Origin of the sequence: Kribbella sindirgiensis (assembly GCF_004331435.1) — a bacterium.
In the GTDB taxonomy this organism is placed as follows: Bacteria; Actinomycetota; Actinomycetes; order Propionibacteriales; family Kribbellaceae; genus Kribbella; species Kribbella sindirgiensis.
Genome location: NZ_SJKA01000003.1, coordinates 446,025 through 471,787 on the forward strand (window position 1 = coordinate 446,025; position 25,763 = coordinate 471,787).

Genomic DNA, 25,763 nt, shown 5'->3' on the forward strand with positions numbered 1-25,763 from the left:
CGGTCGAGGGCCCTGATCACCTCGTCTAGCCTAAGGTGCATGGACACGGAGGCGCTGCTGGAGCGGATCGGGATCGACGGGTACGACGGTCCGCCGCGGCTGGAGGCGTTGTCGCAGTTGCATGCCGCGTACGTGGACCAGGTGCCGTACGAGACCGTGCAGTATCAGCTCACGCCGGGTGGTCCGCTGGACCCCGAGGACGTGGCGAGGCGGATCGTCGCACGGGAGACCGGTGGGTACTGCTTCCAGCTGAACGGGACGTTCGCGCTGCTGCTGACCGAGCTCGGGTACCGCGTGCAGATGCACCGCGGCGGCGTACAGACCGTCAACCGTCCCGGGGACATCGACGGCAGCCATCTGGTGCTGACTGTCAGCGGGCTGGTCGAGGACCCCGAGCGGCAGTGGCTCGTCGACGCCGGGCTCGGCGACGGGCTGCGGTATCCGATGCCGCTGGAGACCGGCGAGATGGAGCAGTACCCGTTCACGTTGCGGCTTCGCCCGTCGGAGAAGACCGACGGCTGGCGGCTCGACCACGATCCGCGCGCGAGCCTGATCGGGATGGACTTCGAATCCGCCGCGGTCACCCTGGACGCGTTCGGCACCCAACATGCAGCGCTTTCCGCCGATCCTGCGTCGCCGTTCGTACGGTTGGCGTCCGCGTTTCGCCGGACGCCGGAAAGCGTTGTCGTACTGCGTTCCGTCGGCCTGACCGAAACGTTTTCCGACCGCGTCGACAACACGCTCCTCGAGAACCCCGCGGACTACTTCGCCGCCCTCGCGGACGTCTTCCACCTGCCCCTGCCGCACTACACGCAAGCCGACCGCGACACCCTGTGGCGCCGCGTCTGGTCCCAGTACGAGGACTTCCAGCGGGCTACTTCGTCGTGAAGTTCACGATGACGGTGTCACCTTCGGCGTACGAGAGGGTGGCGATGTGCAGCGGGCCGCCCTGGTCGCTCCAACTGACCCCAGCGAGCCCACCGGCCGCGCCGCCGGCACTACCGCCACCGCTGCGGCTCGCGCCTCCGCCGCTCTTGCTCAAGGTGATGTACCCCTTGGCATCGGTCAGCTTGAGTGTGCCGTCCGCAACTGTCGCCGTGAACTTGTCCCCACCGAGGTTCAGAGCCGCCTTCTGCCGAATCAACACCTCACAGACCCCGTCAACACAGGCCGCGTAGCTCTCCCCGTCCTTCGCAGCCGGCATCGGCGCGCTGGTCGGCGTACTCGCCCCAGGTTTCTCGTCCGATCCGCCACAGGCGACGAGCGTCAACAGCAGCACCAGCCCGGTAGCTCCTCGTGCGATCACCCTTCACACGCTATCGAGGCGCACCTGGACTGCCCTGCGATGGCCGGAAGATGTCAGGTTGCCAGGGCGAACATGATGCTGGGGAGGATCGAGAGTACGGCGGCTACTGCGGTGCAGAGGGAGATCATGGTGACGGCGGGGGTTTCGATGTCTACCGAGAACGGGTCGTCGGCGGGGAGGCGGAAGAGTTCCGCGATCCAGCGGAGGTAGACGGCGAGGCCGATCATGACGTTGAGGGCCATCACGATCGCCAGCCAGCCGAGGTGGGCGTCGATGACGGCCTGGAAGGCGGCGAACTTGGTGAACAAACCGGCGAGACCCGGAGGAAGGCCGGCCAGGACGACCAGGAAGAAGATGAGTGCCGCGGCCAGACCGGGCTCGGAGCGGACCATGCCGCGGTAGTCGGCCAGCAGGCCGCCGGGGCGATGACGCTGGACGACGGCGACCGCCCCGAAGGCGCCGAGTGTGACCACGACGTACGCCGCCAGGTACCCGACGACCGCTTGCGCGTCCGCGGCGGCCAGCGGCGCGAGCAGGAAGCCGACCTGCCCGATCGACGACCAGGCGAGCAGCCGGACAGCCTCGACCTGACGGAGTGCGGCGAGGTTTCCGACCGTCATCGTCACGGCTGCGAGGATCGCGACCGCCGTGCGCAGCTGCGAACCGGTCGGCGCGATCCCGGACGTCACCAGTACGAGCAGCCCGGCCACACCGGCAGACTTCGACACCACCGCGAGGAACGTCGTCACCTCGATCGGCGCTCCGACGTACGTGTCCGGCAGCCACGCGTGGAACGGCACCGCCGCGATCTTGAACGCGAAGCCGACGATCACGAACAGCCCGGCCGCGAACGCGACCCGCGCGAGATCGGGATCCAGCCCGGTCAGCCGGTTCGCGATCGTGGACAGGTACAGCGACCCGGTCACGCCGTACAGGTAGGAAATCCCGAACAGCATCACGGCCGTCGACAGCACCGACACGAGGAACGCCTTCATCGCGCCCTCGGACCCGCGCCGATCCCGCCGCAGCGCGACCATCGCGAAGCTCGGCAGCGACACGACCTCGAGCGCGATCACGAGCGTCGCCAGATCCCGCGCGCCCGCCAGCACGGTCGCGCCGGTCAGCGCGCTCAGCAGCAGGAAGTGGTACTCCCCGACCGGTACGTCCGCCGCCAGCAAGCGGTACGCCGACAGTCCGACGACGCCGAGCCCGCCGATCAGCAGCACCGCCCACAGCCCGGCCGTCAGCGGTTCGAAGACCAGGCTGCACTGCGCCGGCCCTTCGACCGCGGACCGGCAGAACGCCGGCATGAAGTCGTCACGATGCGCCCACACGAACACGAGCCCGAACAGGATCACGACGCTGGTCAGCAACGTGACCACGGTGTGCCGGAGCTCGGCCGAGGCGCTCTTCCAGAAGCTGTCGACCAGCAGTACGGCAACCGCGCCGACCGCCAGCACCAACGGTACGGCGATCGCCTGCCAATCGGTCCAGGTGAGAGTCACAGGGCACTCCACTGGTGCAGGAGGAGCCCGGGCCAGACGCCGAGCAGTACGGTCAGCGTGATCAGCGGGGCCCACGTGATCAGCTCGATGCGGCTGAGATCGACCGCGAACGCGGCCGGCGGGTGCTCGGCCGGATCGCCCTGACACAGGTTGCGGACCAGCCGCAGGAAATACGCGGCAGTGAGCACCGTTCCGAGTCCGGCGATCACCATGAACACCAGGAACGTTGTCCGCGGCAACCACGGAGCCGGGTCGTAGGCACCGAGCAGGACCAGCATCTCGCCCCAGAACCCGGCCAGTCCCGGCAGCCCGAGCGACGCGAGACAGGCGAACGTCAGCAGCGCGGCGATCCGCGGCAGCCGGGCGTACAGCGCCCGCCCGATCGCCCGCAGGTCACTGGTGTCGTGGCGGTCCTTGATCGCACCGGCCAGGAAGAACAGCAGCCCGGTGATGAGCCCGTGCGCGATGTTCGCGAACAGCGCGCCGCGCAGACCGGCCGGCGACAACGTCGAGATCCCGAGGCCGATGAAGCCCATGTGCCCGACGCTCGAGTACGCGATCAGCCGCTTCACGTCGGTCTGCGCCAGGCAGGCCAGCGAGCCGGCGACGATCGCCACCGTCGAGAACGCCCCGAGGTACGGCGCGATCGTCGCGGTGGCGTCCGGCAGCACCGGCACGAGGATCCGGATCATGCCGTACGTCCCGAGTTTCAGCAGGACGCCGGCCAGCAGCACCGAGCCGACGGTCGGCGCCTTCGCGTGGGCGTCCGGCAACCAGATGTGCAGCGGCCAGAGCGGCACCTTCACCGCCAGCCCGACCGCGATCAGCAGCGCGGCGGCCAACGGGATCCCGTGTCCGCCGGCGACCGGTGAACTGGTCAGCTCGACGATGTCGAACGTTCCCGCCACCCGCTGCACCAGCAGAAAACCGAGCAGCATCAACGCGGAACCGAACACGGTCATGAGTACGAAAGTGTTCGCGGCGCGTTTCCGCCCGGCCGCGTCGTGGTGGTCGCCCCAGATGTCGATGACCAGCCACATCGGGATCAGCACGATCTCGAAGCAGACGAAGAACAGCACCAGGTCGAGCGCCGAGAACGTCCCGATCACACCCGTCTCGATGACCAGCAGCAGCGCGATCAGGGAACGGGTCCGGCCGATCCTCGGCGTGATCTTCAGCGAGTACAGGCAGCACAGGAACGTCAGCAGCGCGGTGAGCACGATCAGCGGCACCGAGATCGAGTCGACCCCGACATGGAACCGGACGCCGAGCGACGGGATCCACGGCACGTCGATCTCGGTCGCGGGTGCGTCGTGCGGCCCGTACGCGAACCAGCCGCCGTGCTGCGGCCAGAGCAGCACCGACCCGACCAGAACGAGCCCGGAAATCACCGACCCGTACGCCGCCGCCAGCCGGTCCCCGATCGCGGCCGGGACCGACCAGAGCGCGCCCGCGGCGAGCAACGGCAGCACGAGTATCGTGAGCAGGATCGCGTTCACGAGCCGATCACCCCCGCGAGCACGGCCAGCGCGACGACGCCGATGACGGCCGCGGTGAGATAGGTCTGCACGTTCCCGGTCTGCAGCCGCCGCAACCCCTGCGACGCCAGCGTCCCGGTCCGGCCGACCGCGCGGACATAGGCTCCGACGACATCGCGATCCCCCGCCACGGTCAGCTTCGCCAGCCACCGCACCGGTACGACGACCAAACCGTGGTACGCCGGGTCGGCCCCGAACTCACGCTCCAGCAGGAACGGTCGCGGGTCCGCCCCGCGCCGCCACAGCGAGTACGCCGGCAGCGCGCCGAGGACCACGAGCGCGGTCGAGACCAGCCCGATCACCCAGTTGAGGTGCACACCATCGGCGTACCCGAGCGCGATCGCGCCGATCGCGAGGAGGACGAGCGGCGCCAGCATCACCCAGGGTGCGTCGCGGAGCTTGGAGCTGTCGGGCTCGTCGAGATCGGCCGCCGCATCGCCGTCCTCGAACGCACCGATGCCGCCGGCGAGTGCCGGCGTACGGAAGAAGGTCCACAGCCACAACCGCACGCAGTAGAACGCGGTCAACGCCGCCGTCAGGCAGACCGAGACCAGCACCGCCCAACCGACGGCCGACCCGTCGTGAGCCTTCTCCCAGGCCGCTTCGATCACCGTGTCCTTGGAGAAGAATCCGGCGAACCCAGGGACACCGGCCAGTGCCGCGAGGCCGACCGTCATCGTCAGGAACGTGACCTGCAGCGTTTTCCGCAATTTTCCGCGGCGCGTGTACCGCCGCAGGACGACGAGGGCGGCGCTGCCGACCTGGTGCAGGAGCACGCCGGCGCAGAGGAACAGCAGACCCTTGAACGCGGCATGTGTCACGAGGTGGAAGAGCGCCGCGTGCCGGCCGTCCGCCGTACCGAGGGACAACGCGGAGAACATGATCGCGAGCTGGCTGACCGTCGACCAGGCGAGCACCCGCTTCACCTCGACCGCCGCGGACGCGCAGAGCGCGGCGAACAGCATCGTCACGCAGGCGACGATCGCGAGCACGGTCAGCGTCGTCGCCGACGCCGAGAAAACGTTGTACATGCGGGCGATCAGGAACACGCCGGCGGCAACCATGGTGGCGGCGTGGATCAGGGCGCTGACCGGGCTCGGGCCGGGCATCGCGTCCGGGAGCCAGGTCTGCAGCGGGACCTGCGCCGACTTCCCGACGACACCGACCAGGAGCAGCAGCGTGCCGGTCGTCAGCAGGCCGGGCGAGATCCGGGCCGGATCGAGTTCGGAAATCCGGAAAGTGTGCGCACCGAGACCGAGCACGAAGATTCCGAACAGGAACCCGACGTCGGCGAGCCGGGTCATCAGGAACGCCTTCACCGCACCGGAACGGGCGTCGCGGCGTTCCCAGTAGTGGCCGATCAGCAGGTACGAGCAGGCACCCATCACTTCCCAGCCGATCAGCAGGAAGAACAGGCTGTCCGAGACCACCACGGTCACCATCGCCGCGGTGAACAGGGTGACGAGCGCGTGGTACGACGCGGCGCGCCGGTGCAGGTACCCAAGCGAGTAGACCTGGACGCAGGTCGCGATCACGCCGACGACCGCGAGCAGCAGCACGGTCAGGTCGTCGGTGCGGACCGCGAAACCGATGGTGAGGTCGCCGACCTGGGAGTTCAGGAACGCGTACTGGTCCGGGTCGGCGCCCAGCAGGAGCGCGGCGAACAGGAGGATCAGCAGCGAGAAGCCGACGCCGGCCACCCGCCAGGCGGTGGCGATCACGACGCCTCCTCGCGCTCGAGAAGGTCGCGGGCCGCATCGGCGTCGACATGGCCGTGACCGCGGAACAGCAGCAGGACGATCGCCAGGCCGAGTCCGATCTCGGCGGCGGCCAGCGTGATCACGAAGATCGCGAGCGTCTGCCCGGTGGCCTCGTCGACCCGCCACGCGTCGAAGGCGACCAGGTTCAGGTTCACGGCGTTCAGCATCAGCTCGAACGACATCAGCATCGTGATCACGTTCCGGCGCGCGAGCACGCCGTACACGCCGATGCAGAACAGGACGACAGCCAGCAGCAGCGGGAGGACCAACGGCATCGTCAGTCCTCCTTCTCGTGCTGGGCCGAGTCCTTGCGCTGGGACAGGACGATCGCGCCGATCAGCGCCGCCAGCAGCAGGACCGAGAGCACCTCGAACGGGAGCACCCAGTTCTTGAAGACCTGGGTACCGATCGCCGTCGCGGAGCCATCGGTCACCGGCTTGATCTTCTCGTTGCCGAAGGCAAGCACTACGCCGGCGCCGAGGATCAGCGCCAGCACCGCGGCGACGACGGCCGCGAACGGGCTGCGCCTGGTGGTGAGCTCGGGCAGCGGATTCGTCGGCGCCTTGGTGAGCATCAGCGCGAACAGTACGAGCACGACGATCGCGCCGACGTACACCAGGATCTGGACCAGCGCGACGAACTCGGCCTGTAACGCCCCGAAGCAGCCGGCGACCGCGCCGAGCGCGAGCACCAGCCAGAGCGCGGCGTGCACGATCCGCCGGGAGACCACCACGACGACCGCGGCCAGCACCGCCACCGCACCGGCGACGGAGAACAGAGCTGTGGTCACTCTTGATCCTCGGACGACGGGCCGGGGTCGATCGGCTGCGGGGCCGGGACCGTCCACATCCAGTCGCGGAGCCGGTCCTTCTCGTGGGTCAGGTTCCGGATGTCGGTCTCGGCGTACTCGAACTCCGGCGACCAGAACAGCGCGTCGAACGGGCAGGCCTCGATGCAGATCCCGCAGTACATGCAGAGGCTGAAGTCGATCGCGAACCGGTCCAGCACGTTCCGGCTGCGCTCCCGGGCCTGCTCACCGACCGACGGCGCGGTCTCGGTGTGCGAGTCGATGTAGATGCACCAGCTCGGGCACTCGCGGGCGCACAGCATGCAGGAGGTGCAGTTCTCCTCCATCAGCGCGATCACGCCGCGGCTGCGCGGCGGCAGCTCCGGCTGGACGTCCGGGTACTGCTCGGTGACGGAACGACGGGCCAGGGTCCTCGCGGTGACCTTCAACCCCTCGACCAGGCCCTTACCAGGCAGTCCCACGCTCCACCTCCCGTCGTCTTAGCAGGACATTAGCCGATCTGCCGCCTCACGAGTCGCGTTGGAGCAAGTCGCGTTCGAGGCGGGCCGCGACCTGGCGGTACCGGCTGACCGGTATCAGGTGAACGCCCTCGAAGGCCCCGGAGTCACGGATCTTCAGGATCTGCTCGCAGGCGTGGTCGACGCCGGCGTCCCGGTCGCGCTCCACCGCCTCGATCAGATCGGCCGGGATCCGGAGCTGGGGCAGCTTGGCGAGATTGCGGGCCATCTGGGCGGAGGCGAGCACCATCACCCCGGCGTACACCGGGATGTCCAGGTCGACCGACTCACGCCAGCGGAGCAGCTCGTCGAGGTCGTAGCTGACCTGGACGTACAGGAAGTCGGCCTCGGCCTTCCAGCGCGGAACCTTCGTCAGCCGGGTCGCCGCGCCGACCTTGAACGGCTCACACCCCGGGTACGTCGTCTCGCGGGTCTGCTCGATCATCCGCCGTACCGTCAGCTGACTGGTGCGGGCGCCCTCCGCCGGGTCGTCGCCGTGCACGAACAGAAAACGTTCTACGCCGTACGCCGCCGCGGTCAGCAGGTCGCGCCGGAAACCGAGCAGATTCCGGTCCCGCGAGTTCAGGCAGGCGATTCCGCGCGCCCCCATCAACTGCACTTCGTTGGCCACCGCAACACTCGAAACGGTCGCCCGCCCGATGTGGTTGTCCGGGATCAGGAACCCGTCCGCGATCGGACTCATCACCCCGATCTGATGCCGAACCTTCTTCAGATCCGGCCGCGTCGGCGGCTCCACCTCACAGATCAACTCGAACACCCTCCGGACCCTACAGATGTGTTCGGAGGAAGGCCTGTTCGGCCTCGTTGGAGGTGAGGGAGAGGGCGGTGCGGTAGGACTCCTGGGCTTCGGAGGTGCGGTTGAGTTGGCTCAAGAGGTCGGCTCGGATGGCGTGGAAGAGGTAGTAGGTGTCGAGCGGCAGCTCGTCGACGAGGGCGAGTGCCGCGGTGGGGCCTTCGACCTCGGCGACGGCGACGGCTCGGTTGAGGGCAACGACGGGCGTGGGTTCCAGGGCGAGGAGGTGGTCGTAGAGCTGGAGGATCTGGCGCCAGTCGGTCGCGTCGGGGGTTGCGGCGTCGGCGTGGACGGCGTTGATGGCGGCCTGGAGCTGGTACGGGCCGGGCTGGTTGCGGCGCAGGCAACGGCGGACGAGGGCGTGGCCTTCGTCGATGAGCGCGCGGTCCCACAGGTCGCGGTTCTGGTCGCTGAGGCGGACGAGTGAGCCGTCCGGCGCGACCCGGGCCGGGCGCCGGGAGTGCTGGAGGAGCATCAACGCGAGCAGACCGACCGCTTCAGGCTCATCCGGCATCAACTCGACCAGCAGCCGCCCTAACCTCAGGGCCTCGGCAGCGAGGTCGTCGCGCACCAGGGTCTCGCCGGACGAGGCGGCGTACCCCTCGTTGAAGATCAGGTAGACGACGGCGAGTACGCCGCGAACGCGCTCGGGCAGATCCGCCTCGTACGGGACGCGGTACGGAATGCCCGCGGTGCGAATCTTGGCCTTGGCGCGGACCAGCCGTTGCGCCATCGTCGGTTCGGGCACCAGGAACGCGCGGGCGATCTCGGCCGTGCTGAGGCCGCCGAGCATGCGGAGCGTGAGGGCGACCCGAACGTTCAGCGCGAGCGCCGGGTGGCAGCAGGTGAAGATCAGCCGCAAACGGTCGTCGTGCACGGCACCCTCCTCCACCGGCTCGGCCTCGACGTGCAGCAGCGCCGCCTGGGCATGCTTGTCCGCCCGCGCGCTGTCGCGGCGCAGGCGATCGATCGCACGGTTCCGTGCGGTCGTGATGATCCATCCGGCCGGGCTCGGCGGTACGCCGCTCTCCGGCCATTTCTGCACCGCCGCGGTGAACGCGTCCTGGACGGCGTCCTCGGCGATCTCCAGGTCACCGAACACGCGGGTCAGCACAGCGACCGCCCGCCCGTGCTCGGCCCGGAAGATCGCGGCGAGGTCAGAGGTCACGACTGCGAGGGCCTGACCTCGACAGGCAGGCCGAGAATCTTGGTGAGCCGGCGGCCCCAGCTCAGCGCGGCGTCGAGATCCTCGACCCGAATCACGGTGAATCCGCCGAGATGCTCCTTGCCTTCGGTGAACGGCCCGTCGGTCACCAGGACGTCGTCGCCCTGCGCCTTCAGCACGGTGGCGGTCTCCGGCGGGTGCATGCCGGCGTCGAACACCCAGACGCCGTCCGTCTTCATCTCGGCGGTCAGAGCCTCGACTTCACGCATCATCGGATCCAGGATCTCCGGCTCGGGGACCGGACCGTCGGGCTGGTAGATGCTGAGCACGTATTGATTCATCGTTTGCCTCCTTCTCGCCCTCTATACGAACGGCCTCAGTCCAGATCGACAGCCGGCGACACGCCGTTCAAGCGGCGGAGGCTGGATTCGAGGTCGAAGGTCAGCCAGCGGGACAGTTGCGGGTGCGTCGGGTGTTGCCAGAGCCCGTATGGGCCGCGCCTGGACTCGAGCCAGGTGGCGAGAGCGTGGACCCGGCGGTCGTCGGCGCAGCGGGAGGCGAGGTCGAGGAGGAAAACGGGATCGACGGTGACGTAGAAGGTGACCTGTCCCATCGCGCGTTCGAGGCCGACCAGCCGGGAGACTTCCCAGCCGAGGGTCGACTCGTCGCGGGTCTCGCGGGCGAGCAGGTGGTCGACGCCGACGCGGGCCGCGTCGGATCGACTGCGCTGGGGATGCAGCGCAAGGCAGGCCACCGCGCCGGTCGTCGCGGAACGGCACCCGTCGCCACGGGTGAGTCGCCGGTACTCCTTCTCCGGCGGCGCAGGCTTTCCCGGACTACCTAGGTCAGCCTTCGGTCCGGAAGGCCAGGAGCCGTCGTGAAGTCGTTCCCGCAGGAGCCATTCGTACGCCCGCTCAGCCCGAGGATCAGTGGCGAAGCCAGCCGCGGCGACGCCCCGGAGCGGTACGACGGTCTGCATGGTGATGAACCGCGGACCGTCGGATGGATCGTCGTCGTACCGCAGCGGCCACGAGCCATCCGGCTGCTGATGGGAGAAGATCGCGTCGACGGCAGCGGCGAGCTCGGGGCCGCGGTACCCGAGATACGCGAGCTGACACAGCAGGTACCCGGCGTCCTGCGGCCGCTCAGCCGCCGCCAGCCGCCCGAGGAGCGATCGGACCGCGGGACTCGCCGCGATCTCACCCTGCCAGGCCCTCACGTCGTCATCGTCGGCCGAGGCGCCCTCGAGCTCCACTGCCGCGCGCCACCGGAGCGACGGCGACGGGTCTCCGAACAGCAGCGTGTTCATGTCAATGCCGCCCGTACGAACGGCGCTGTGGCCGTGTCGGCCTTACCCAGCTCTCCGGGCGGCCCCTCGAAGACGATCCTTCCACCGTGCGGTCCGCCGCCTGGGCCGAGCTCGATGATCCAGTCGCAGGTGGCAAGCACCATCGGGTCGTGCTCGACCACCAGGACGGTGTTGCCCGCGTCGACGATCGCGTCGAGCGCGCGCAGGAGCACGGCGACGTCCGTGGCCTGCAGGCCGACAGTGGGTTCGTCGAGTACGTAGAGGCTGCCGGCCTTCGTCGGACGGGCGAGCTCCTTGGCGAGCTTGAGTCGCTGCGCTTCACCGCCGGACAGGCTCCAACCAGGTTGGCGGACGACGAGGTACCCGAGGCCGAGCGCGAGCGCGGCGTCGCCGGCGCGACGTACGGCGGCGATGTCGCCCCACTCGTCGACGAGCTCGCCGATGGTCAGGGCTTCGATATCGGCGAGCGTCCGGTCCCGCTCGCGGAGGGCGGCGACCTCGCGACGGTAGCCGGAACCTCCGCAGGCATCGCAGGTCTGGGTCACCGGTGGCAGGAACGACATGCCCTGTTGCCACGTCCCCTTCCCGCCGCAGGCGTCACAGCCGTAGGTGAGGTCCTTCATCGTGACGCCCTGCTCGCGGGCCACTTCGCCGGCGGCGAACGCCTTGCGGACCGCGGTGATCAGCCCGAGGAAGCTGCCGGGTGACGCGATTCCCGCACGGCCGTGGTCGGCGACGACGGTACGAGCGGGAGCACCCGAAACAGCCTGGTGGACCCCAGGTGCGACGCGGATGATGTCGCCGCCGGAGTGGTTGGTCACCGGTCGCGCCAGCCCGAGCGCGATCGTGTCGACGACGAGCGAGGATTTCCCCGAACCGGACACGCCACACACGCCGACTCGCACGCCGAGCGGGACGCGTACGTCGAGACCGCACAGGTTGTTCTCCCGCGCTCCCGTGACCTGCATCCACTCGGTCGGCACGCGGCGGTCGTGCCGCGGGATCCCAACACCCCCCGAGCGCACTGCCCGGGTGACCGACTCGGCGCTGTCGAGGTCGACGAGCCGGCCGCCCGCCCGTCCGGGACCCGGGCCGATCTCGATGACGTCGTCGGCGGCTCGAATGAGGGTGGCATCGTGTTCGACAGCGATGACGGTGTTTCCGGCGTCGCGCAGGTCGCTCAGGGTGCCGGCGAGTGCTTCCACTTCGGACGGATGCAGACCTCGGGACGGCTCGTCGAGCAGGACGGTCATGCCGACGAGGCCGCTGCCGAGGACCGACGCCAGCTTGATCCGCTGGGCCTCACCCGCGGACAGCGTCCAGGTCGTCCGGTTCATCGTGAGATAGCCGAGCCCGACCCGGCGCAGGAATCCCAGCCGGTACGACGCGACGGTACGGGCGAATGCGGCGTGTTCGTCGTCCAGCTCGGCCATCGACGTCAGGATGTCGTCGAGCTCGGCGAACGATGCCGAGAACAGGTCGCTGCGGTCGCGACCCGCGATCCGGATCGCCAGGTACGGAGCACGCAGTTGCTTGCCGCGGCACTCGCGGCATGGGTACGCCGTGGTCTCCAGGCCTCCCAGGTCGAGCCGGGCCCAGTGGTTCAGCCCTACCCAGGTCGAATCGCCGTACAGGATCCCGTGCTGGACCTCGTCGCTGAGCTCCGACCACGGCGTCGTGCTCGGGTCGAACTGGTACCGCTCCGCGAAGGTCCGGATGACGTCGTTGCTGCCGACAATCTCAGGCCGGAACCACGCCAGGCTTCCGCCGAAGCACCGGGTGAGTGGCGCGTCCGGCCGTAGGAGCGCGGCGAAATCGAACTCGCGCTCAACGCCGACCCCGAGGCACTGCGGGCACACCGACGCGGGCGAACCCATCAGGTGCCGCGGCTCGATAGGCACCGTGCGCGTCGCGCAATCTCCGGCGCGCGCCAGCACCACGGAGACGAGGCGGTCGAGGTCGCTGGACCGGCCGACCGTCGTACGGGCGGCGTCCCAGCGCCCCGGCCCACCGGGCGGGAAGCTCGTGCCGGAGGCGTCGATGCTGATCGTCGGGCCCAGTCCGGTGATCGACTCGACCGGGGCTTCCGGTCCTTCGCGCACCGACTGGCGCTCGTACACCGACAGGCACTCGAGCAGCCGCCGGTCGGCCTCCGCCGCGAGCACGTCGCCGACCAACGAGGACTTGCCCGAACCTGAGACGCCGGTGACGACCGTGAATCGGCCCTTGGCGAACTCGACGTCGATCCCCTGCAGGTTGTGCGCCCGGGCGCCCCGCACCCGGATGACCTCACGCGAGCGCCGATCGGCCCGCGGCTTGGCGCGGGGCGTCGCCCTCGGCCGCTGCTGAGCAACGGCGGGGCCGCAGTGCTGCAGCCGCCCGCCATCGGGGCCACCGCCCGGGCCGAGCTCGACGTGCCAGTCAGCGGCGGCGATCACGTCCGCCTGGTGTTCGACGACGACCACCGTGCAGCCGTCGGCCGTCAGCTTGTCGAGCACCGTGAGGAGTTTGTCCAGGTCGCCTGGGTGAAGGCCGGTGGTGGGCTCGTCCAGCATCACGAGATTGCCGGCCTTCGCCTTCGTCACCTCCCGGGCGAGGCGGACTCGTTGCGCTTCACCACCGGAGAGACTGGGCGACGGCTGCCCGAGCGTGACGTAGCCGAGTCCGACATCCTGCAGGGTCTGGAGGATGCGCGTCACCGCCGGGTGCTCGTCGAACACCACACTGGCCTCATCGACACTCAGTTCCAACACGTCGGCGATCGACCGGCCGTGCCACTTCGCCTCAAGGACTTCGGGCCGGTACCGGCGGCCTTCGCAGACCTCGCACGGTACCCAGATGGGCGCCAACTCTCGGAGACTGATGGCGACCGCGCCCATCCCCTCGCACTCCGGGCACGCGCCTTCGCCACGGTTGAAGGTGAACCCCGACGCGGACCGTCCGGTCTGCTGCGCGAACACGTCACGAATCCGATCCAGCACCTTCGTGTACGTCGCCGGGTTCGACCGGGGGTTGTTGCCCAGCGGCTTCTGATCGACGGCGATCGCGCGGAGCGCCGGCCCGTCGACGGCCGCGCAGCCCACCGGTGCGCCGGCTCGAATCGACGCCAGCAGGACGTCGCGAGCGAGAGTGGTCTTGCCTGCTCCCGACGGGCCGGTGATGACGGTCAGCGTCCCGAGCGGGATCTCGCAGTCGACGTCGCGCAGGTTGCGCAGGCAGGCGCCGGTGATGCCGATCCGCCGGTCGCCGATCGCACGGGCCGCTCGCCGGGTCCGGGGCGACGCGGAGAAGCCGCGACCTGAGGCAGTGCCGGCGCGCCACAGGTCGGCCGGCGTTCCTTGGAAGACGAGTTCGCCACCGCCGCGGCCGCCGGCCGGGCCGATCTCGACGACCTCGTCGGCCAGCGCGATCGCCGTCCGGTCGTGCTCCACCATCAACACCGGGCCCGGCAACGATGCCATTGCCTCAAGCAACGGTTTGAGATCGGTGTGATGCAGCCCGATGGTGGGTTCGTCGAGGACGTGCAGCAGATCCTCGAGCCGGCCGCCGAGGACGACCGCGAGCCGAGTCCGTTGCGCCTCGCCCCGCGACAGCGTCGGCATCGGCCGGTCGAGGCTGAGATGACCGAGCCCGAGCCTGACCAGTGGTCGCAGGCGCCGCAGCAGCTCGTCCTGAACGCGCGCCGCACGCGGGCCGATCGCCAACTGGTCGACGAACTCGAGGACCTCGCGCACCGAGCGGGCGAGCAACTCGGTCAGGGCGACCCCGGCGATGCGATGGGACGACGTGTCGATCGCGGTGTCGCGGAACGCCGACGGCTCCAGCGGCCGGACCCAGTCCGAGCAGCTCGGGCAGATCGGCGCCCGCAGTACCGGCGTACGGCCGAGACGAACCTCGGGTGAGCCCAACGCGTCGGCACGCTCCAGGATGCCGCGAACCTCCGCCGCGGACATCTCCGCCCGCAGGGTGTCGACGCGTACGACGACATCGTGCGGGACGGCCGGGTCGAGCCGGGGCACGCGTTTCCCGGCCCACGGACGCCCGTCGATCGTGACCTCGGCGAACGTGCCGCGCAGGCCGGCCAGGAGCCGCGCGTGACTTCCGTCGAGAGCGCGGACGACCGCTACTTCCACTGGCAGGCTGCCCTCGGCGGCGAGCAGGTCCAGAGCGATCGCGAGTCGCTCTTCGCGGGACACCGCGCGGACCGGGACCTGGCACCTCGGGCAGGTGACGTCCGCGAATCGCGCGTACAGAATGCGGAAGAAGGGATGCAGACCGACCGACGTCGCGACGGTCGAGGCGGGGTTGACGTTCAGCACGTTCTGAGCGATCGCCACCGCCGGACCCAAGCCGGAGATGCTCCGCACCTGCGCGGCCGGCACGCGGGTCTCCGGACGCCCCAGGCCCAGCGACTCGACGAACCGGCGCCGCGCCTCGGCGTACACCACGTCGAACGCGAGCGACGACTTCCCCGAGCCGGACGGACCCACGACCGCGGTCAGGCCGGGCCCGAACGTGACATCGACGTCCCGCAGGTTGTGCTCCGAGGCACCGAGAACTTCCAGCTCACCGACCATCGCAGGCGCTTCCTCCGACACCATCGTCCCCAGCGACGCGGTGTTGAGAGACAGCCCGCCGATATCGTCGACCGAGAGGACGAATCCCCTTCGCCACACTGGAACCCCGGCTGGGTCGGACGTTCCACAGCTCGGCGACCGGTCGGCGCCGTCCCGCCAATCTCCCGGAACGGCAACACGTGTGTCAAGCAGCGCCGGCCGGGTCCAGGGGCAGGGTGACTGTCACCTGGAGGCCACCGCCTTCGCGCGGGAGGGCGGTCACCGTGCCGGAGTGGGCTTCGGTGACCGAGCGGACGATGGACAGGCCGAGACCGGCACCCTTCGTGCTGACCAGGCGTTCCGCGCCCAGGCGGTAGAAGGGTTTGAAGAGGGATTCGACTTCGTACGGCGGGATCTCCGGGCCGGTGTTCGTGACCACGATCTCCACGTGATCGCCGGCTGTTCTGCTGCGCACCTGCACCCACCGCTCACCTGACGGCAGGTTGTGGCGGATGCCGTTCTCGACCAGGTTGTGGACCAGGCGTTCCAGCAACAGGGCGTCGCCGCGGGTGGGCGCCTCGCCCGGGCCGCGGATCAGCTCGACGCCGGCCGCGGCGGCTTCCGGGGTCAGTTGGGCGGCTACGTGGCTGACGATGTCGGCGAGGTTCACCGGGTAGACGGTCGACAGGTGTCTCTCGGAGTCCGCGAGGATCAGCAGCCCGTCGATGAGTTGCTCGTGGCGGGCGTTGATCGTCAGCAGGCTCTCGCCCAGTTCCTTGACCTCCGGGGACGCGGTCCTTCGGTGCATCGCGACTTCGACGAGCGCGCGACCGAGCGTCAGCGGCGTACGGAGCTCGTGGGAGGCGTTGGCGACGAAGCGGCGTTGCCCGTCGAAGGAATGGTCCAGGCGCTCGACCATCGTGTCGAAGGCGTCCGCCAGGTTCTTCACCTCGTCGTCGGGGCCCTTCAACGCGATCCGTTCGTGCAGAGCGGACGGCGACGCGGCGATCCGGCGCGCCGTGTCGGTCACCCGGTGCAGCGGCGCGAGGACCCGCCCGGCCACCAGCCATCCGAACCCGGCGGCAAGCGCGCCGACCGCGAGCAGAGCGATACTCCCTTGGGTCAGCAACGACTTGATCGCCGCCTGGCGGACCTGTTCCCGCTGCTGCTCCAGCACCCGTTCCGCATCCGAGCCGGTCAGTACGGCGCCGTCCTTGTTCATCACGTAGACGTCGTTGGTCGGTGGCGGGGGCCTGGTGGCACCGGCGCTCGGGCTCAGGTACGTGCCCTTCACGATCACCCGGTACTGCTGACCGAGGTTCGCGTTGAACAGGGCGTACGTGACCCCGAGCAGCACCACGCCGGCGGCCATGAACAGCCCGCCGTACAGCAGGGTCAGGCGGCCGCGGAGCGACAGTCTCCTCAAGGGATGCGGTAGCCGACGCCGGTGACGGTCTCGACCAGTCCCGGCTCGCCCAGTTTCCGGCGCAGCTTCAGGATCGTCAGCCGGACCGCTCCGGTGAACGGGTCCACGTGCTCGTCCCATGCCTTCTCCAGCAGTTGTTCGGCCGACACGGTCGCGCCGTCAGCTCGCAGCAGCTCCACGAGTACGGCGAATTCCTTCTTCGACAACGGCACGTACCGGCCGTCGCGGAACACCTCGTGCCGCGCCGGATCCAGCGTGACCCCGGCGCGTCGCAGTACGGGCGGATCGGCCGGGCGGCTGCGGCGGCCCAGCGCGAGGACCCGCGCGCCCAGCTCGGCGAACGCGAACGGCTTGGTCAGGTAGTCGTCCGCCCCCAGCCCGAGCCCTTCGACGCGGTCGGTCACGGCGGCCGCGGCGGTCAGCATCAGCACGCGCGTGGCGGACCCGGAGGCCACCAGCTGCCGGCACACCTCGTCCCCGTGGACGACCGGAATGTCGCGGTCCAGCACGAGTACGTCGTACGCGTTCACCGACAACCGTTCCAGTGCCGCGCCGCCGTCACCGGCCACGTCGACGGCGTGCGCCTCGTCGCGCAGCCATTCCGCGATCGCTGCCGCCAGCAACGGCTCGTCCTCGACCACCAGTACCCGCACGCACCCCATGATCCCCGACCTCGGTGTTTCCGCGGTGTTTCCGCACTCGGAAACGGTCCGGAAACGGCCGACCGAGAAAGGTGTGGCGGAAACGAGAGGAGCACCGATGCGCAACACCATCCTGGCCGTTTCCGTTCTGGTCGCCGGCCTGACCTTGACCGGCTGCGGAGCCGACGAGCCCGACGCCCAGGTCGCCTCCGGGAGCGGAGGGCAGCAGTCGTCGGCGCCGAGCAGTGCGCCGGCCGGCCTCAGCCGGGACGAGATGGCGGTCAAGTTCACCCAGTGCCTGCGGGAGAACGGACTGAACGTCCCGGACCCGGAGCCCGGCAAGGGCCCGATGCTGAGGTTCGACAAGAACTCCGGTGTCACGCAGGAGCAGGTCCAGAAGGCCATGGAGGCGTGCCAGCAGTACAACCCGCAGGCCCAGGGCAGCGCCAACCCGCAGCAGGCGGAAAACGGCCGGAAATACGCCGAGTGCATGCGGAAGAACGGGGTCGAGAAGTTTCCGGACCCGAAACCGGACCAGCGCGGCATCATGATCGGGCCGGGCGTCGCGGACGATCCTGACTTCAAGAAGGCGCAGGACGCCTGCCAGAGCATTCTGGCGGCACGCTGATGCGTAAGGCACTGACAGCTGTGGCCGTCCTGGCCGCCGGGGGCGCCGCAAGTGCGTTCCTGGTGAGCCGGGGCGACACGAGCCAGGCAACCAATCCGGCCGCGCAGGCCGTGCCGATCAACACCACCAAGGTCACGCAGCAGACCTTGAAGGACACCGAGACCCAGGACGGCACGCTCGGCTTCGGCCAGTCGTCGTCCGCGGTCAACCGGGTCGCCGGCACGGTCACCGCCGTACCGGACAGCGGGCAGGAGCTGCGCCGCGGAAACACCGTGTACAGCATCGACAACAAGCCGACCACGTTGCTGTACGGCGCGCTCCCGGCGTACCGCAGGCTCGTGATCGGGAGCGAAGGCACCGACGTGCTGCAGCTCGAGCAGAACCTGAAGGCGATGGGCTACACCGGGTTCACCGTGGACGACGAGTACACCGACGCCACCGCGGCCGCGGTCGAGGAGTGGCAGGAGGATCTCGGTCTGGACGAGACGGGTGTCGTCGAGCTCGGCAGCGTCCTGTTCGCACCCGGTCATCTCCGGGTGGACAGCGTGCAGGCCGAGGAAGGGTCACCGCTCGCCCCGAACCAGCCCGTCCTCAGCTACACCGGCACCACCCGGGCCGTCACCGTCCAGCTCGACGCGGCCGACCAGCGGCTCGCCACCCTCAACGGGGCGGTCACGGTCGCACTCCCGGACGGAAAATCCGTGCCCGGAAAGATCCAGAAAGTTTCCACGGTGATCATTCCGGCGGAAAGTCCGGACAAGGACCCGGAAACGAAGGTCGAGGTGATCGTTGCCCTCGCCGACCAGAAAGCGGTGGCCGCGTGGTCGTCGGCGGCCGTCGACGTCACGTTCACCGCCTCGGAACGCAAGAACGTGCTGACCGTTCCGGTCGCGGCCCTGGTCGCGCTCCGCGAGGGCGGCTTCGGCGTCGAGGTCACGGACGGTACGACCTCGCGGTACGTGCCGGTGAAGACCGGCCTGTTCGCGAACGGTCAGGTCGAGATCAGCGGCACCGGCATCACGGCCGGCACCACGGTGGGGATCCCCAAGTGATCGAGCTGAGCGAGGTCACGAAGGTGTACCCGGGTGGAGTGCACGCGCTCGGCGGTGTGAACCTGCGGATCGACCCCGGCGAACTGGTCGCGATCGTCGGCCCGTCGGGCTCCGGCAAGTCCACGATGCTGAACGTCCTCGGCACCCTCGATCGGCCGACCACCGGCACGGTCCGGATCGACCGGTACGACGTGGCACGGCTGTCCGACGCGGGACTGTCGGCGTTGCGCGCGACCCGGATCGGGTTCGTGTTCCAGCAGTTCCATCTCGCGGCCGGCGTCCGCGCGGTCGACAACGTCGCCGACGGGTTGCTCTACTCCGGCCTCCGCCTGTCGGTACGCCGGAAGCGTGCGGCGGCCGCTCTGGAACGGGTCGGTCTCGCGCACCGCCTCGATCACGAGCCGCACGAGCTGTCCGGCGGCGAGCGGCAACGCGTGGCCGTTGCACGGGCAGTCGCCGGCGAACCCGCCGTACTGCTGGCCGACGAGCCGACCGGTGCGCTGGATTCGGTGTCGGGCGCAGGCGTCATGCAACTGCTGCGTGACCTGCACGCCGCCGGCACAACGGTCGTGGTCATCACCCACGACCGCGACATCGCAGCCGCCCTCCCCCGCCAAGTCCGCATGCGAGACGGCGTCATCGTCGAGGAGGTCCGCTCATGAGCGACGACTTTGTGCACGACGTCCGTACGACAACGGGCGAAAAGCACGGACGTCGTGCACAAAGTGCCCGGGAGCTCCGGCCCGCGGCGCTGGGGTTGCGCGATGTGGTGCGCGTGGGGGCGGTTGGGTTGCGGACCCGGCCGATGCGGGCGTTCCTGTCCGCGCTGGGCATCGCGATCGGGATCGCCGCGATGGTCGCGGTGGTCGGTATCTCGTCGTCCTCACGGGCCGAGCTCGACAGCCAGCTTGATGCCCTCGGCACCAATCTGCTGACGGTCACCCCCGGCACCCGGCTGACCGGCGAGCAGGCCCAGCTGCCACTCGCCGCGGAGTCCATGGTCCGCCGGATCCCGCCGGTCCGCGCCGAGTCCGCGATCGGGAAGGTCGACGACGCCTCGGTCTACCGGACCAGCAAGATCCCGGACGTCGAGACCAACGGCATCATCGCGTACGCCGCCCGCACCAACCTGCTCGACACGATCGGCGCGACGATCCGCAGCGGCAAGTGGATCGACGCGGCAACCGGCAGCTATCCGGCGACCGTCCTCGGCTCGAGCGCTGCCGAACGGCTGGGCATCACCAAGGCTGGGCCGGACACCCAGGTGCTGATCGGCAACACCTGGTTCACCGTCCTCGGCATCCTCGAACCGGCCGCGCTCGCCCCCGAACTGGACAGCGCCGCACTCATGGGCTGGCCGGCCGCGAGCGATCTCGCCTTCGACGGGCACCCGACCACGATCTACACCCGTTCGGACGACGCTCAGGTGCCGGCCGTCCGCTCGGTCCTCGGAGCGACCGCGAACCCGGAGGCGCCGAACGAGGTCGAGGTGTCGCGACCGTCCGACGCGCTCGCCGCCAAGCAGGCCGCAGGGCAGGCCTTCACCGGGCTCCTGCTCGGCCTCGGCGCGGTCGCGCTGCTGGTCGGCGGTGTCGGGGTCGCGAACATCATGGTGATCTCGGTGCTCGAACGCCGCGCCGAGATCGGTCTGCGCCGCTCGCTCGGGGCGACCCGCGGCCAGATCCGCACCCAGTTCCTGACCGAGTCACTGCTGCTGTCCGCGCTCGGCGGGGTCGGCGGGGCGTTACTCGGATCCGCGGTCACCGCGGCCTATGCGTCGTACCAGAACTGGCTGACGGTCATCCCGGTCTGGGCACTGGCAGGCGGGGTCGCGGCGACTCTGGTGATCGGTGGACTGGCAGGCCTCTACCCCGCTGTCAGAGCCTCCCGCCTCTCACCGACCGAGGCCCTGGCAACTCCTTAGAAGACGACGACGCCGATGCCGGTGAGCGCGAGCTGGATCAGCGCCACCGGCACCAGGCCCTGCCAGGCCAGCTTCTGCAGTTGGTCGGCACGCATCCGCGGGAACGAGACCCGCACCCAGATCACCACGACCGAGACGAACGCGACCTTCAGCACGGTCCAGATCCAGCCGATCGACTCCGGTCCCGGGCCGCTCCAGCCGCCGAGGAACAGCACCGTGGTGAGGGCCGCGAGGACGACGATCCCGGCGTACTCAGCGAGCAGGAACATCGCGAACCGGAGCCCGGTGTACTCCGTGTACGGGCCGAAGATCACCTCGGAGTCCGCGACCGGCATGTCGAACGGCGGCCGCTGCAGCTCGGCCAGGCCGGCGATGAAGAACACCACCAGACCGGGCAGCTGCCAGAGCAGCCACCACGGGTTCCATGCGTGCGCGATTCCGGTCAGACTCAACGACCCGGCCGCGACCGCGACACTCGCCGCGGACAGCACGAACGGCAGCTCGTAGCTCATCAGCTGCGCCGCGACCCGGAGCCCGCCGAGCAGGCTGTACTTGTTCCCGCTGCCCCAGCCGGCCATCAGCGATCCGAGTACGCCGATGCTCATCACCGCGAGTACGAAGAACAGACCCGAGTCCAGGTCGGCGCCGACGAGTCCCGGCGCCAGCGGGATCGCGGCGAGCGCCGCCATGTACGGCAGGATCGCGACGATCGGGGCCCACTCGAACACCCGCTTGTCGGCGGCGGCCGGGACCACGCTCTCCTTCTGGACGAACTTCACCCCGTCCGCGACCAGCTGCGCCCAGCCGTGGAACCCGCCGGCGTACATCGGGCCGAGCCGTGACTGCATGTGCGCCATCACCTTGTGCTCGGCCTGACCGACCAGCAAGGGCGCCACCAGGAAGGCGACCAGAACGCCCACCACCCGCACCACGAACTCCAGCATGCCGGTCAGCCTAGTGCTTTCCGTTTGACCTCAACCAACGTTGAGGTCGCAAGGTGGGTCGCATGACCACGATTCTTGTCACCGGAGCCACCGGCCGCGTCGGCCGGCACGTCGTCGACGGTCTGCGCGCCGCGGGCGTGACTGTCCGCGCCCTCGTCCGGACGCCGGACCTCGCCGGCTTCCCGCCCGACGTGCAACTGATCCAGGGCGATCTCTACGACGCCGCCGCCGTACGCCGGGCCGCGGCCGACGTCGACGCCGCGTTCCTGCTGTGGCCGTCGTTCAGTGCCGAGGGAGCCGCCGACGTGGTGTCCGAACTGCCCCGGCGGGTCGTCTACCTGTCCTCGTTGAGCGCGCCGTCCGGCGGGGTTTGGGCCGACGTCGAAGAGCTCCTGCGGGACAAGGATTGGACCTTCGTCCGGCCGGGCGGGTTCGCGGTCAACGCGCAGGGCTGGGCGAGCGAGTTCCGGACCGGCGACGTCGTACGGGTCGCGTCCCCCGAGGCCGGCCGGTCCTTGATCCACGAACGAGACATCGCCGCGGTCGCCGTACTCGCCCTCCTGAACGACCGGCACATCGGCCAGATCTACGACCTCACCGGGCCCGAGGTGCTGACCCAGGCCGAGCAGATCCAGACCATCGCGCGGGCGGTCGGCAAGGAGATGCGCGTCGAAGCGCTGTCCGACGCGGAGGCACGGCAGGCGATGCTCGACCTCGGCGCCGACCCGGTCCTCGCCGAGAGTTCGGTCGCCTACTGGGCCTCACTCGTCGACAACCCCGAACCCGTCACCACCACCGTCACCGAACTCACCGGCCGCCCCGCGCTCACGTTCGCCGAATGGGCGGACGAACACGCCGACGAGTTCCGCGTCCTGTCCGCCGCGGAGGTCGCCCAGCGGTACGTCGACGCGCTGTCCACCGGCCGCCTCGACCAGGCACTCGCGCTCTCGGCCCCCGAGGTCGTCCGCGTCGCACCCCTCGAAACCGGCGGCGAGGAGATCGAGGTCAAAGGCGCCGACGCCATCCTCGAGAACGCCCGCCGCCTCAACACCGACATCGAGTACCTGGACGTCGGCATCGTCGGCCCACTCCTCCTCGACAACCACTTCGCCGTCCGCTTCACCTTCGACCAACTGGACGTCCGCACCGGCACCCGCTCCCACACCACCAAACTCTCCCTCTGCACAGTCGAGTCCGGCCAAATAACCCGCGAAGAGGTCTTCTACTACACCCCACCGCAACTCCTGAGATCATCAGCCATCGACTGACGGCATGGCCGACCATCTCATTCGCGATGTCCCGGACGACGTACTGGCGGTGATCGACCGTCGAGCGGCCGGCCTGGCGATATGCAACGGGCTGGGGCGTTGCGGGGAGGATTACCCACCCGAATCGGGCAGTAGCCCTCCCCAGTCCTGATCGAAAGTCTCCCCAAACCGGTTTGGGGAGGTCTCGCTCCCCGATCCTGGGGGAAGGGGCTCCCCAAACGGGTGGGGGGAGGAGCCGGGCGTCACGAGGGCTGCTTCGGGCAGCCGATTCCGACTCGGTTATCTGACTCAACTCAACGGGAGTTGAAGCCAGCCGCCGATGTCTTGGCGGCCTGCGGTGAGGGCGGCGGTTCGGGCGCCTTGGTTGGCTTCGTGGATGGTGCCGATGAGGATTCGGGTGGGGTCGGGGAGGGACTGGGCCAGGAGGGTGCTGAGGTGGCGGCCGTAGCCGTGGCCTCGGTGTCGAGGGGCGAGGACCAGTTCGCGGACGACGTATGCGGGGAGGCCTAGGGCGTCGTCGGGCTTGATGATCGCGGCGGCGTACCCGGCCCATTCGTCGTGCACTGTCACGTCGAAGAGCAGGCCTTCGTCCGCTGCCTCCTGGAGGTCTTCGCGGTCCTGGATGGCTGCTTCCTCGGGGTGGTGCGGGTGGTCGGCGTCGACCGCGGCGTACGCGTCGCGGGCCGCGTCGTAGTGGTCGACTGTCTTCGCCGGGCGGAGGGCAAGGCCGGGTGGTACGTCGGTCGCGCGCAGCTGACTGATCGGGGCGGCGAGGAATCGGCGGTCCGGGGCGGTGCCGGCGATGGTTGCCTCGGCGGTCCAGAGGCGGAGGTACAGCGGGTGGTGGACGCCGTAGAACTCCTGGGCGGCAGCGGCCAGCGCGGGGAGGTCGGAGGATCTCGGTGATCGGCTCATCGGGGTCGCGTCGACGAACGGTCTGGCGGGGTTCAGGTTCTCGAAGCGCATGCTGAACATCGCGTGCAGGTCGTCGCCGACGGGAACCCAGCGGTTGAGCATCGCCTCGGGTGGTTTGCCGGGCGCCAGTCGATCGGTGCGCTGGACGGCGATCCCCAGGTCCTCGGCCAGCAGGATGTCCAGCGCCGCATGTTCCTCGGTCAGGATCGCGAGCCGCCGCGCGTCGCCCACCCAGGTCCGAGTGATCGGGTGCTGCCGCTCGAGGGTGTAGCGCGCCAGCTCTTCCGCAGCAGGAATCACGACGGCTCAGCCGGCGGCGTCGCGTCGGACGGTGGGGAGTTGGCCGGTGGGGTGTTGGCCGGTGGGGTGTCGGAGGCGGGCTGGCGGCGGGTTCGGCGTTCGCCGGTGGCGCCGGCCCGGCGGGGGCGGGCGGGAGTGGCGGCGGCCTCAGCGGGGGCCAGCGGGTCGGGGTCCGGCGAGCCTGCCGGGCGGGGGCCCCAGGTTTCCGGGTCGGGGACGCCGGGTGGGAGGGTACGGCGGCGGCTCGGGGCGCCCGCGGGGGCGTGGTCCGACTCGCCTGGTTCCTTCGCACCGGGCCACGGCTTCGCGACCCGGGACGCGAGCACGAACTCCTTCCGCAGCGGGTGCCCCTCGAACTCGTCCGGCAGCAGCAACGTCGTCAGGTTCGGATGCCCGTCGAAGGCGATCCCGAACATCTCGTACGTCTCCCGCTCATGCCAGTTCGCCCCGGCGTACAGCTCGGAAAGCGTCGGAAGTACAGCGTTTTCCCGCGGTACCAAGGTCCGCAGGAGTACGTGGTCGACATGCGATCCACCCCAGAAGTCCGCGAGATGCGACACCACCCGGAACCCGTCCTTGAGCTCGTCGGACGCGCTCAGGAAGTCGAAGAACGTGAGGCCGACCGCGTCCCGCAGTACCTCGTGCGCCGCGACCCACGACTCCGGCGGTACGTCGATCGCGGTCGGGCCGAAGCTGTCCGTCTGGGACGCCGCGATCCCCGCGCTGGTCAGCGCCTCCAAGGCATCAGCGCTCAAGGCTGCACCAGTCCCCGCGTGAGAGCGGCCGCGGACGGCTCGTCGTACCGGCTCGACAGTGTCTCGCCGGCGATCTTCTCCTGCAGCTTGAGGATGCCCTGCAGCAACGCCTCGGGCCGCGGCGGGCAACCGGGTACGTACACGTCGACCGGGATGATCTGGTCGACGCCCTTGGTCACGCAGTACGAGTCCCAGTACGGGCCGCCGGAGTTCGAGCAGGAGCCGAACGAGATCACGTACTTCGGCTCCGGCATCTGGTCGTACAGCCGCTTGATCGCCGGCGCCATCTTGTCGGTCACGGTGCCGGACACCACCATCAGGTCGGCCTGCCGCGGTCCGGGCGCGAACGGGATCACGCCGAGCCGGATGAAGTCGTGCCGGCCCATCGACGCCGCGATGAACTCGATCGCGCAGCACGCGAGCCCGAAGTTGAACACCCAGAGCGAGTACTTCCGGCCCCAGTTCAGCAGGTACCGAACCGGCTGCGGCGCAAGCTTCGCCAACGCCCCCACCGCCGGCCGCACGGTCGGCATCCCCAGCTCGGTCTCGGCCATGCGGTTAGCCTAGGGCATGCCTGACGGCTCAGCGCCGTCGCGAGGAGGTGCTCGGTGCGGTAGCTCGCCGTGCGGGGGCGAAGGTCTCGATGCGGAGC

The 25,763-nt window shown here is 69.6% G+C and carries 23 protein-coding genes and 1 pseudogene; 6 read left to right on the top strand and 18 right to left on the bottom strand.

Annotated features, from left to right (window positions below):
- Window positions 1-39 precede the first annotated feature (39 nt).
- A complete protein-coding gene (locus E0H50_RS10655) occupies window positions 40-888 on the top strand; it encodes an arylamine N-acetyltransferase family protein (protein ID WP_131286555.1) in 849 nt (282 codons plus the stop codon).
- Here the strand turns inward: E0H50_RS10655 and E0H50_RS10660 are convergent.
- The 14 genes and pseudogenes from E0H50_RS10660 to E0H50_RS10725 all read right to left on the bottom strand — a co-directional run bounded on the left by E0H50_RS10660 (window position 875) and on the right by E0H50_RS10725 (window position 17,337).
- A complete protein-coding gene (locus E0H50_RS10660) occupies window positions 875-1,306 on the bottom strand; it encodes a hypothetical protein (protein ID WP_131286557.1) in 432 nt (143 codons plus the stop codon). The two genes, E0H50_RS10655 and E0H50_RS10660, sit on opposite strands and share 14 nt — an antisense overlap.
- Window positions 1,307-1,359: 53 nt before the next feature.
- Complete coding sequence (locus E0H50_RS10665) at window positions 1,360-2,811, bottom strand: NADH-quinone oxidoreductase subunit N (protein ID WP_131286559.1); 1,452 nt, start codon at window positions 2,809-2,811, stop codon at window positions 1,360-1,362.
- The gene (locus E0H50_RS10670; RefSeq protein WP_131286561.1) at window positions 2,808-4,310 is read right to left on the bottom strand and encodes a complex I subunit 4 family protein; all 1,503 of its coding nucleotides are present in this window, start codon (window positions 4,308-4,310) and stop codon (window positions 2,808-2,810) included. The genes E0H50_RS10665 and E0H50_RS10670 overlap by 4 nt, the downstream gene beginning before the upstream one ends.
- Window positions 4,307-6,070: an NADH-quinone oxidoreductase subunit 5 family protein gene (locus E0H50_RS10675; protein ID WP_131286563.1), complete on the bottom strand. Its 1,764-nt coding sequence runs from the start codon at window positions 6,068-6,070 to the stop codon at window positions 4,307-4,309. The genes E0H50_RS10670 and E0H50_RS10675 overlap by 4 nt, the downstream gene beginning before the upstream one ends.
- Window positions 6,067-6,384 (bottom strand): NADH-quinone oxidoreductase subunit NuoK, encoded by a 318-nt coding sequence (gene nuoK, locus E0H50_RS10680; protein ID WP_131286565.1) that lies wholly within the window; start codon window positions 6,382-6,384, stop codon window positions 6,067-6,069. Before nuoK ends, E0H50_RS10675 begins: the two co-directional genes overlap by 4 nt.
- Window positions 6,385-6,386: 2 nt before the next feature.
- Entirely contained in the window at window positions 6,387-6,899 is a 513-nt protein-coding gene (locus tag E0H50_RS10685; RefSeq protein WP_131286567.1) for an NADH-quinone oxidoreductase subunit J family protein, read from the bottom strand.
- Between the two features lie 128 nt (window positions 6,900-7,027).
- Window positions 7,028-7,243: pseudogene (locus E0H50_RS43750) on the bottom strand (4Fe-4S binding protein); the annotation flags it as partial.
- A 181-nt stretch (window positions 7,244-7,424) separates the two neighbouring features.
- Window positions 7,425-8,192, bottom strand: coding sequence for a methylenetetrahydrofolate reductase (locus E0H50_RS10695; RefSeq protein ID WP_238150881.1), 768 nt, complete (start codon window positions 8,190-8,192; stop codon window positions 7,425-7,427).
- A gap of 10 nt (window positions 8,193-8,202) precedes the next feature.
- The gene (locus tag E0H50_RS10700; RefSeq protein ID WP_165547055.1) at window positions 8,203-9,396 is read right to left on the bottom strand and encodes an RNA polymerase sigma factor; all 1,194 of its coding nucleotides are present in this window, start codon (window positions 9,394-9,396) and stop codon (window positions 8,203-8,205) included.
- Window positions 9,393-9,734: a YciI family protein gene (locus tag E0H50_RS10705; protein WP_131286575.1), complete on the bottom strand. Its 342-nt coding sequence runs from the start codon at window positions 9,732-9,734 to the stop codon at window positions 9,393-9,395. The genes E0H50_RS10700 and E0H50_RS10705 overlap by 4 nt, the downstream gene beginning before the upstream one ends.
- A gap of 35 nt (window positions 9,735-9,769) precedes the next feature.
- Window positions 9,770-10,702: a prenyltransferase/squalene oxidase repeat-containing protein gene (locus E0H50_RS10710; protein WP_131286577.1), complete on the bottom strand. Its 933-nt coding sequence runs from the start codon at window positions 10,700-10,702 to the stop codon at window positions 9,770-9,772.
- On the bottom strand, window positions 10,699-15,378 hold the full coding sequence (locus tag E0H50_RS10715; protein ID WP_131286579.1) for an excinuclease ABC subunit UvrA: 4,680 nt from the start codon (window positions 15,376-15,378) through the stop codon (window positions 10,699-10,701). The genes E0H50_RS10710 and E0H50_RS10715 overlap by 4 nt, the downstream gene beginning before the upstream one ends.
- Before the next feature lie 85 nt (window positions 15,379-15,463).
- A complete protein-coding gene (locus tag E0H50_RS10720; protein ID WP_238150882.1) occupies window positions 15,464-16,684 on the bottom strand; it encodes a sensor histidine kinase in 1,221 nt (406 codons plus the stop codon).
- Window positions 16,681-17,337, bottom strand: a complete 657-nt coding sequence (locus E0H50_RS10725) for a response regulator transcription factor (RefSeq protein WP_131286581.1) — start codon at window positions 17,335-17,337, stop codon at window positions 16,681-16,683. The genes E0H50_RS10720 and E0H50_RS10725 overlap by 4 nt, the downstream gene beginning before the upstream one ends.
- Window positions 17,338-17,443: 106 nt before the next feature.
- On the opposite strand from E0H50_RS10725, the gene E0H50_RS10730 reads away from it, so the two are divergent.
- The 4 genes from E0H50_RS10730 to E0H50_RS10745 are packed head-to-tail and all read left to right on the top strand — an operon-like array spanning window position 17,444 to window position 20,929.
- The gene (locus tag E0H50_RS10730) at window positions 17,444-17,953 is read left to right on the top strand and encodes a hypothetical protein (protein ID WP_131286583.1); all 510 of its coding nucleotides are present in this window, start codon (window positions 17,444-17,446) and stop codon (window positions 17,951-17,953) included.
- Window positions 17,953-19,005, top strand: a complete 1,053-nt coding sequence (locus E0H50_RS10735; RefSeq protein WP_131286585.1) for a peptidoglycan-binding protein — start codon at window positions 17,953-17,955, stop codon at window positions 19,003-19,005. Before E0H50_RS10730 ends, E0H50_RS10735 begins: the two co-directional genes overlap by 1 nt.
- Window positions 19,002-19,667 (top strand): ABC transporter ATP-binding protein, encoded by a 666-nt coding sequence (locus E0H50_RS10740; protein WP_131286587.1) that lies wholly within the window; start codon window positions 19,002-19,004, stop codon window positions 19,665-19,667. Before E0H50_RS10735 ends, E0H50_RS10740 begins: the two co-directional genes overlap by 4 nt.
- The gene (locus E0H50_RS10745; RefSeq protein ID WP_131286589.1) at window positions 19,664-20,929 is read left to right on the top strand and encodes an ABC transporter permease; all 1,266 of its coding nucleotides are present in this window, start codon (window positions 19,664-19,666) and stop codon (window positions 20,927-20,929) included. The genes E0H50_RS10740 and E0H50_RS10745 overlap by 4 nt, the downstream gene beginning before the upstream one ends.
- Here the strand turns inward: E0H50_RS10745 and E0H50_RS10750 are convergent.
- Window positions 20,926-21,873 (bottom strand): complex I subunit 1/NuoH family protein, encoded by a 948-nt coding sequence (locus E0H50_RS10750; protein WP_238150883.1) that lies wholly within the window; start codon window positions 21,871-21,873, stop codon window positions 20,926-20,928. The two genes, E0H50_RS10745 and E0H50_RS10750, sit on opposite strands and share 4 nt — an antisense overlap.
- A 62-nt stretch (window positions 21,874-21,935) precedes the next feature.
- Here E0H50_RS10750 and E0H50_RS10755 point away from each other — a divergent pair, with 62 nt between their 5' ends.
- Window positions 21,936-23,141: an NAD(P)H-binding protein gene (locus tag E0H50_RS10755; RefSeq protein ID WP_131286593.1), complete on the top strand. Its 1,206-nt coding sequence runs from the start codon at window positions 21,936-21,938 to the stop codon at window positions 23,139-23,141.
- A 288-nt stretch (window positions 23,142-23,429) separates the two neighbouring features.
- Here the strand turns inward: E0H50_RS10755 and E0H50_RS10760 are convergent, their stop codons facing one another.
- Genes E0H50_RS10760 through E0H50_RS10770 form a run of 3 tightly spaced genes read right to left on the bottom strand, consistent with a single transcriptional unit; the run spans window position 23,430 to window position 25,665 of the window.
- A complete protein-coding gene (locus E0H50_RS10760) occupies window positions 23,430-24,356 on the bottom strand; it encodes a GNAT family N-acetyltransferase (RefSeq protein ID WP_238150884.1) in 927 nt (308 codons plus the stop codon).
- Window positions 24,353-25,111 carry an NADH-quinone oxidoreductase subunit C gene (locus tag E0H50_RS10765; RefSeq protein WP_131286594.1) on the bottom strand — a complete coding sequence of 253 codons (759 nt, stop codon included), beginning with the start codon at window positions 25,109-25,111 and terminating at the stop codon, window positions 24,353-24,355. The genes E0H50_RS10760 and E0H50_RS10765 overlap by 4 nt, the downstream gene beginning before the upstream one ends.
- Window positions 25,108-25,665 (bottom strand): NADH-quinone oxidoreductase subunit B, encoded by a 558-nt coding sequence (locus tag E0H50_RS10770; protein WP_131286596.1) that lies wholly within the window; start codon window positions 25,663-25,665, stop codon window positions 25,108-25,110. The genes E0H50_RS10765 and E0H50_RS10770 overlap by 4 nt, the downstream gene beginning before the upstream one ends.
- Window positions 25,666-25,763 lie beyond the last annotated feature (98 nt).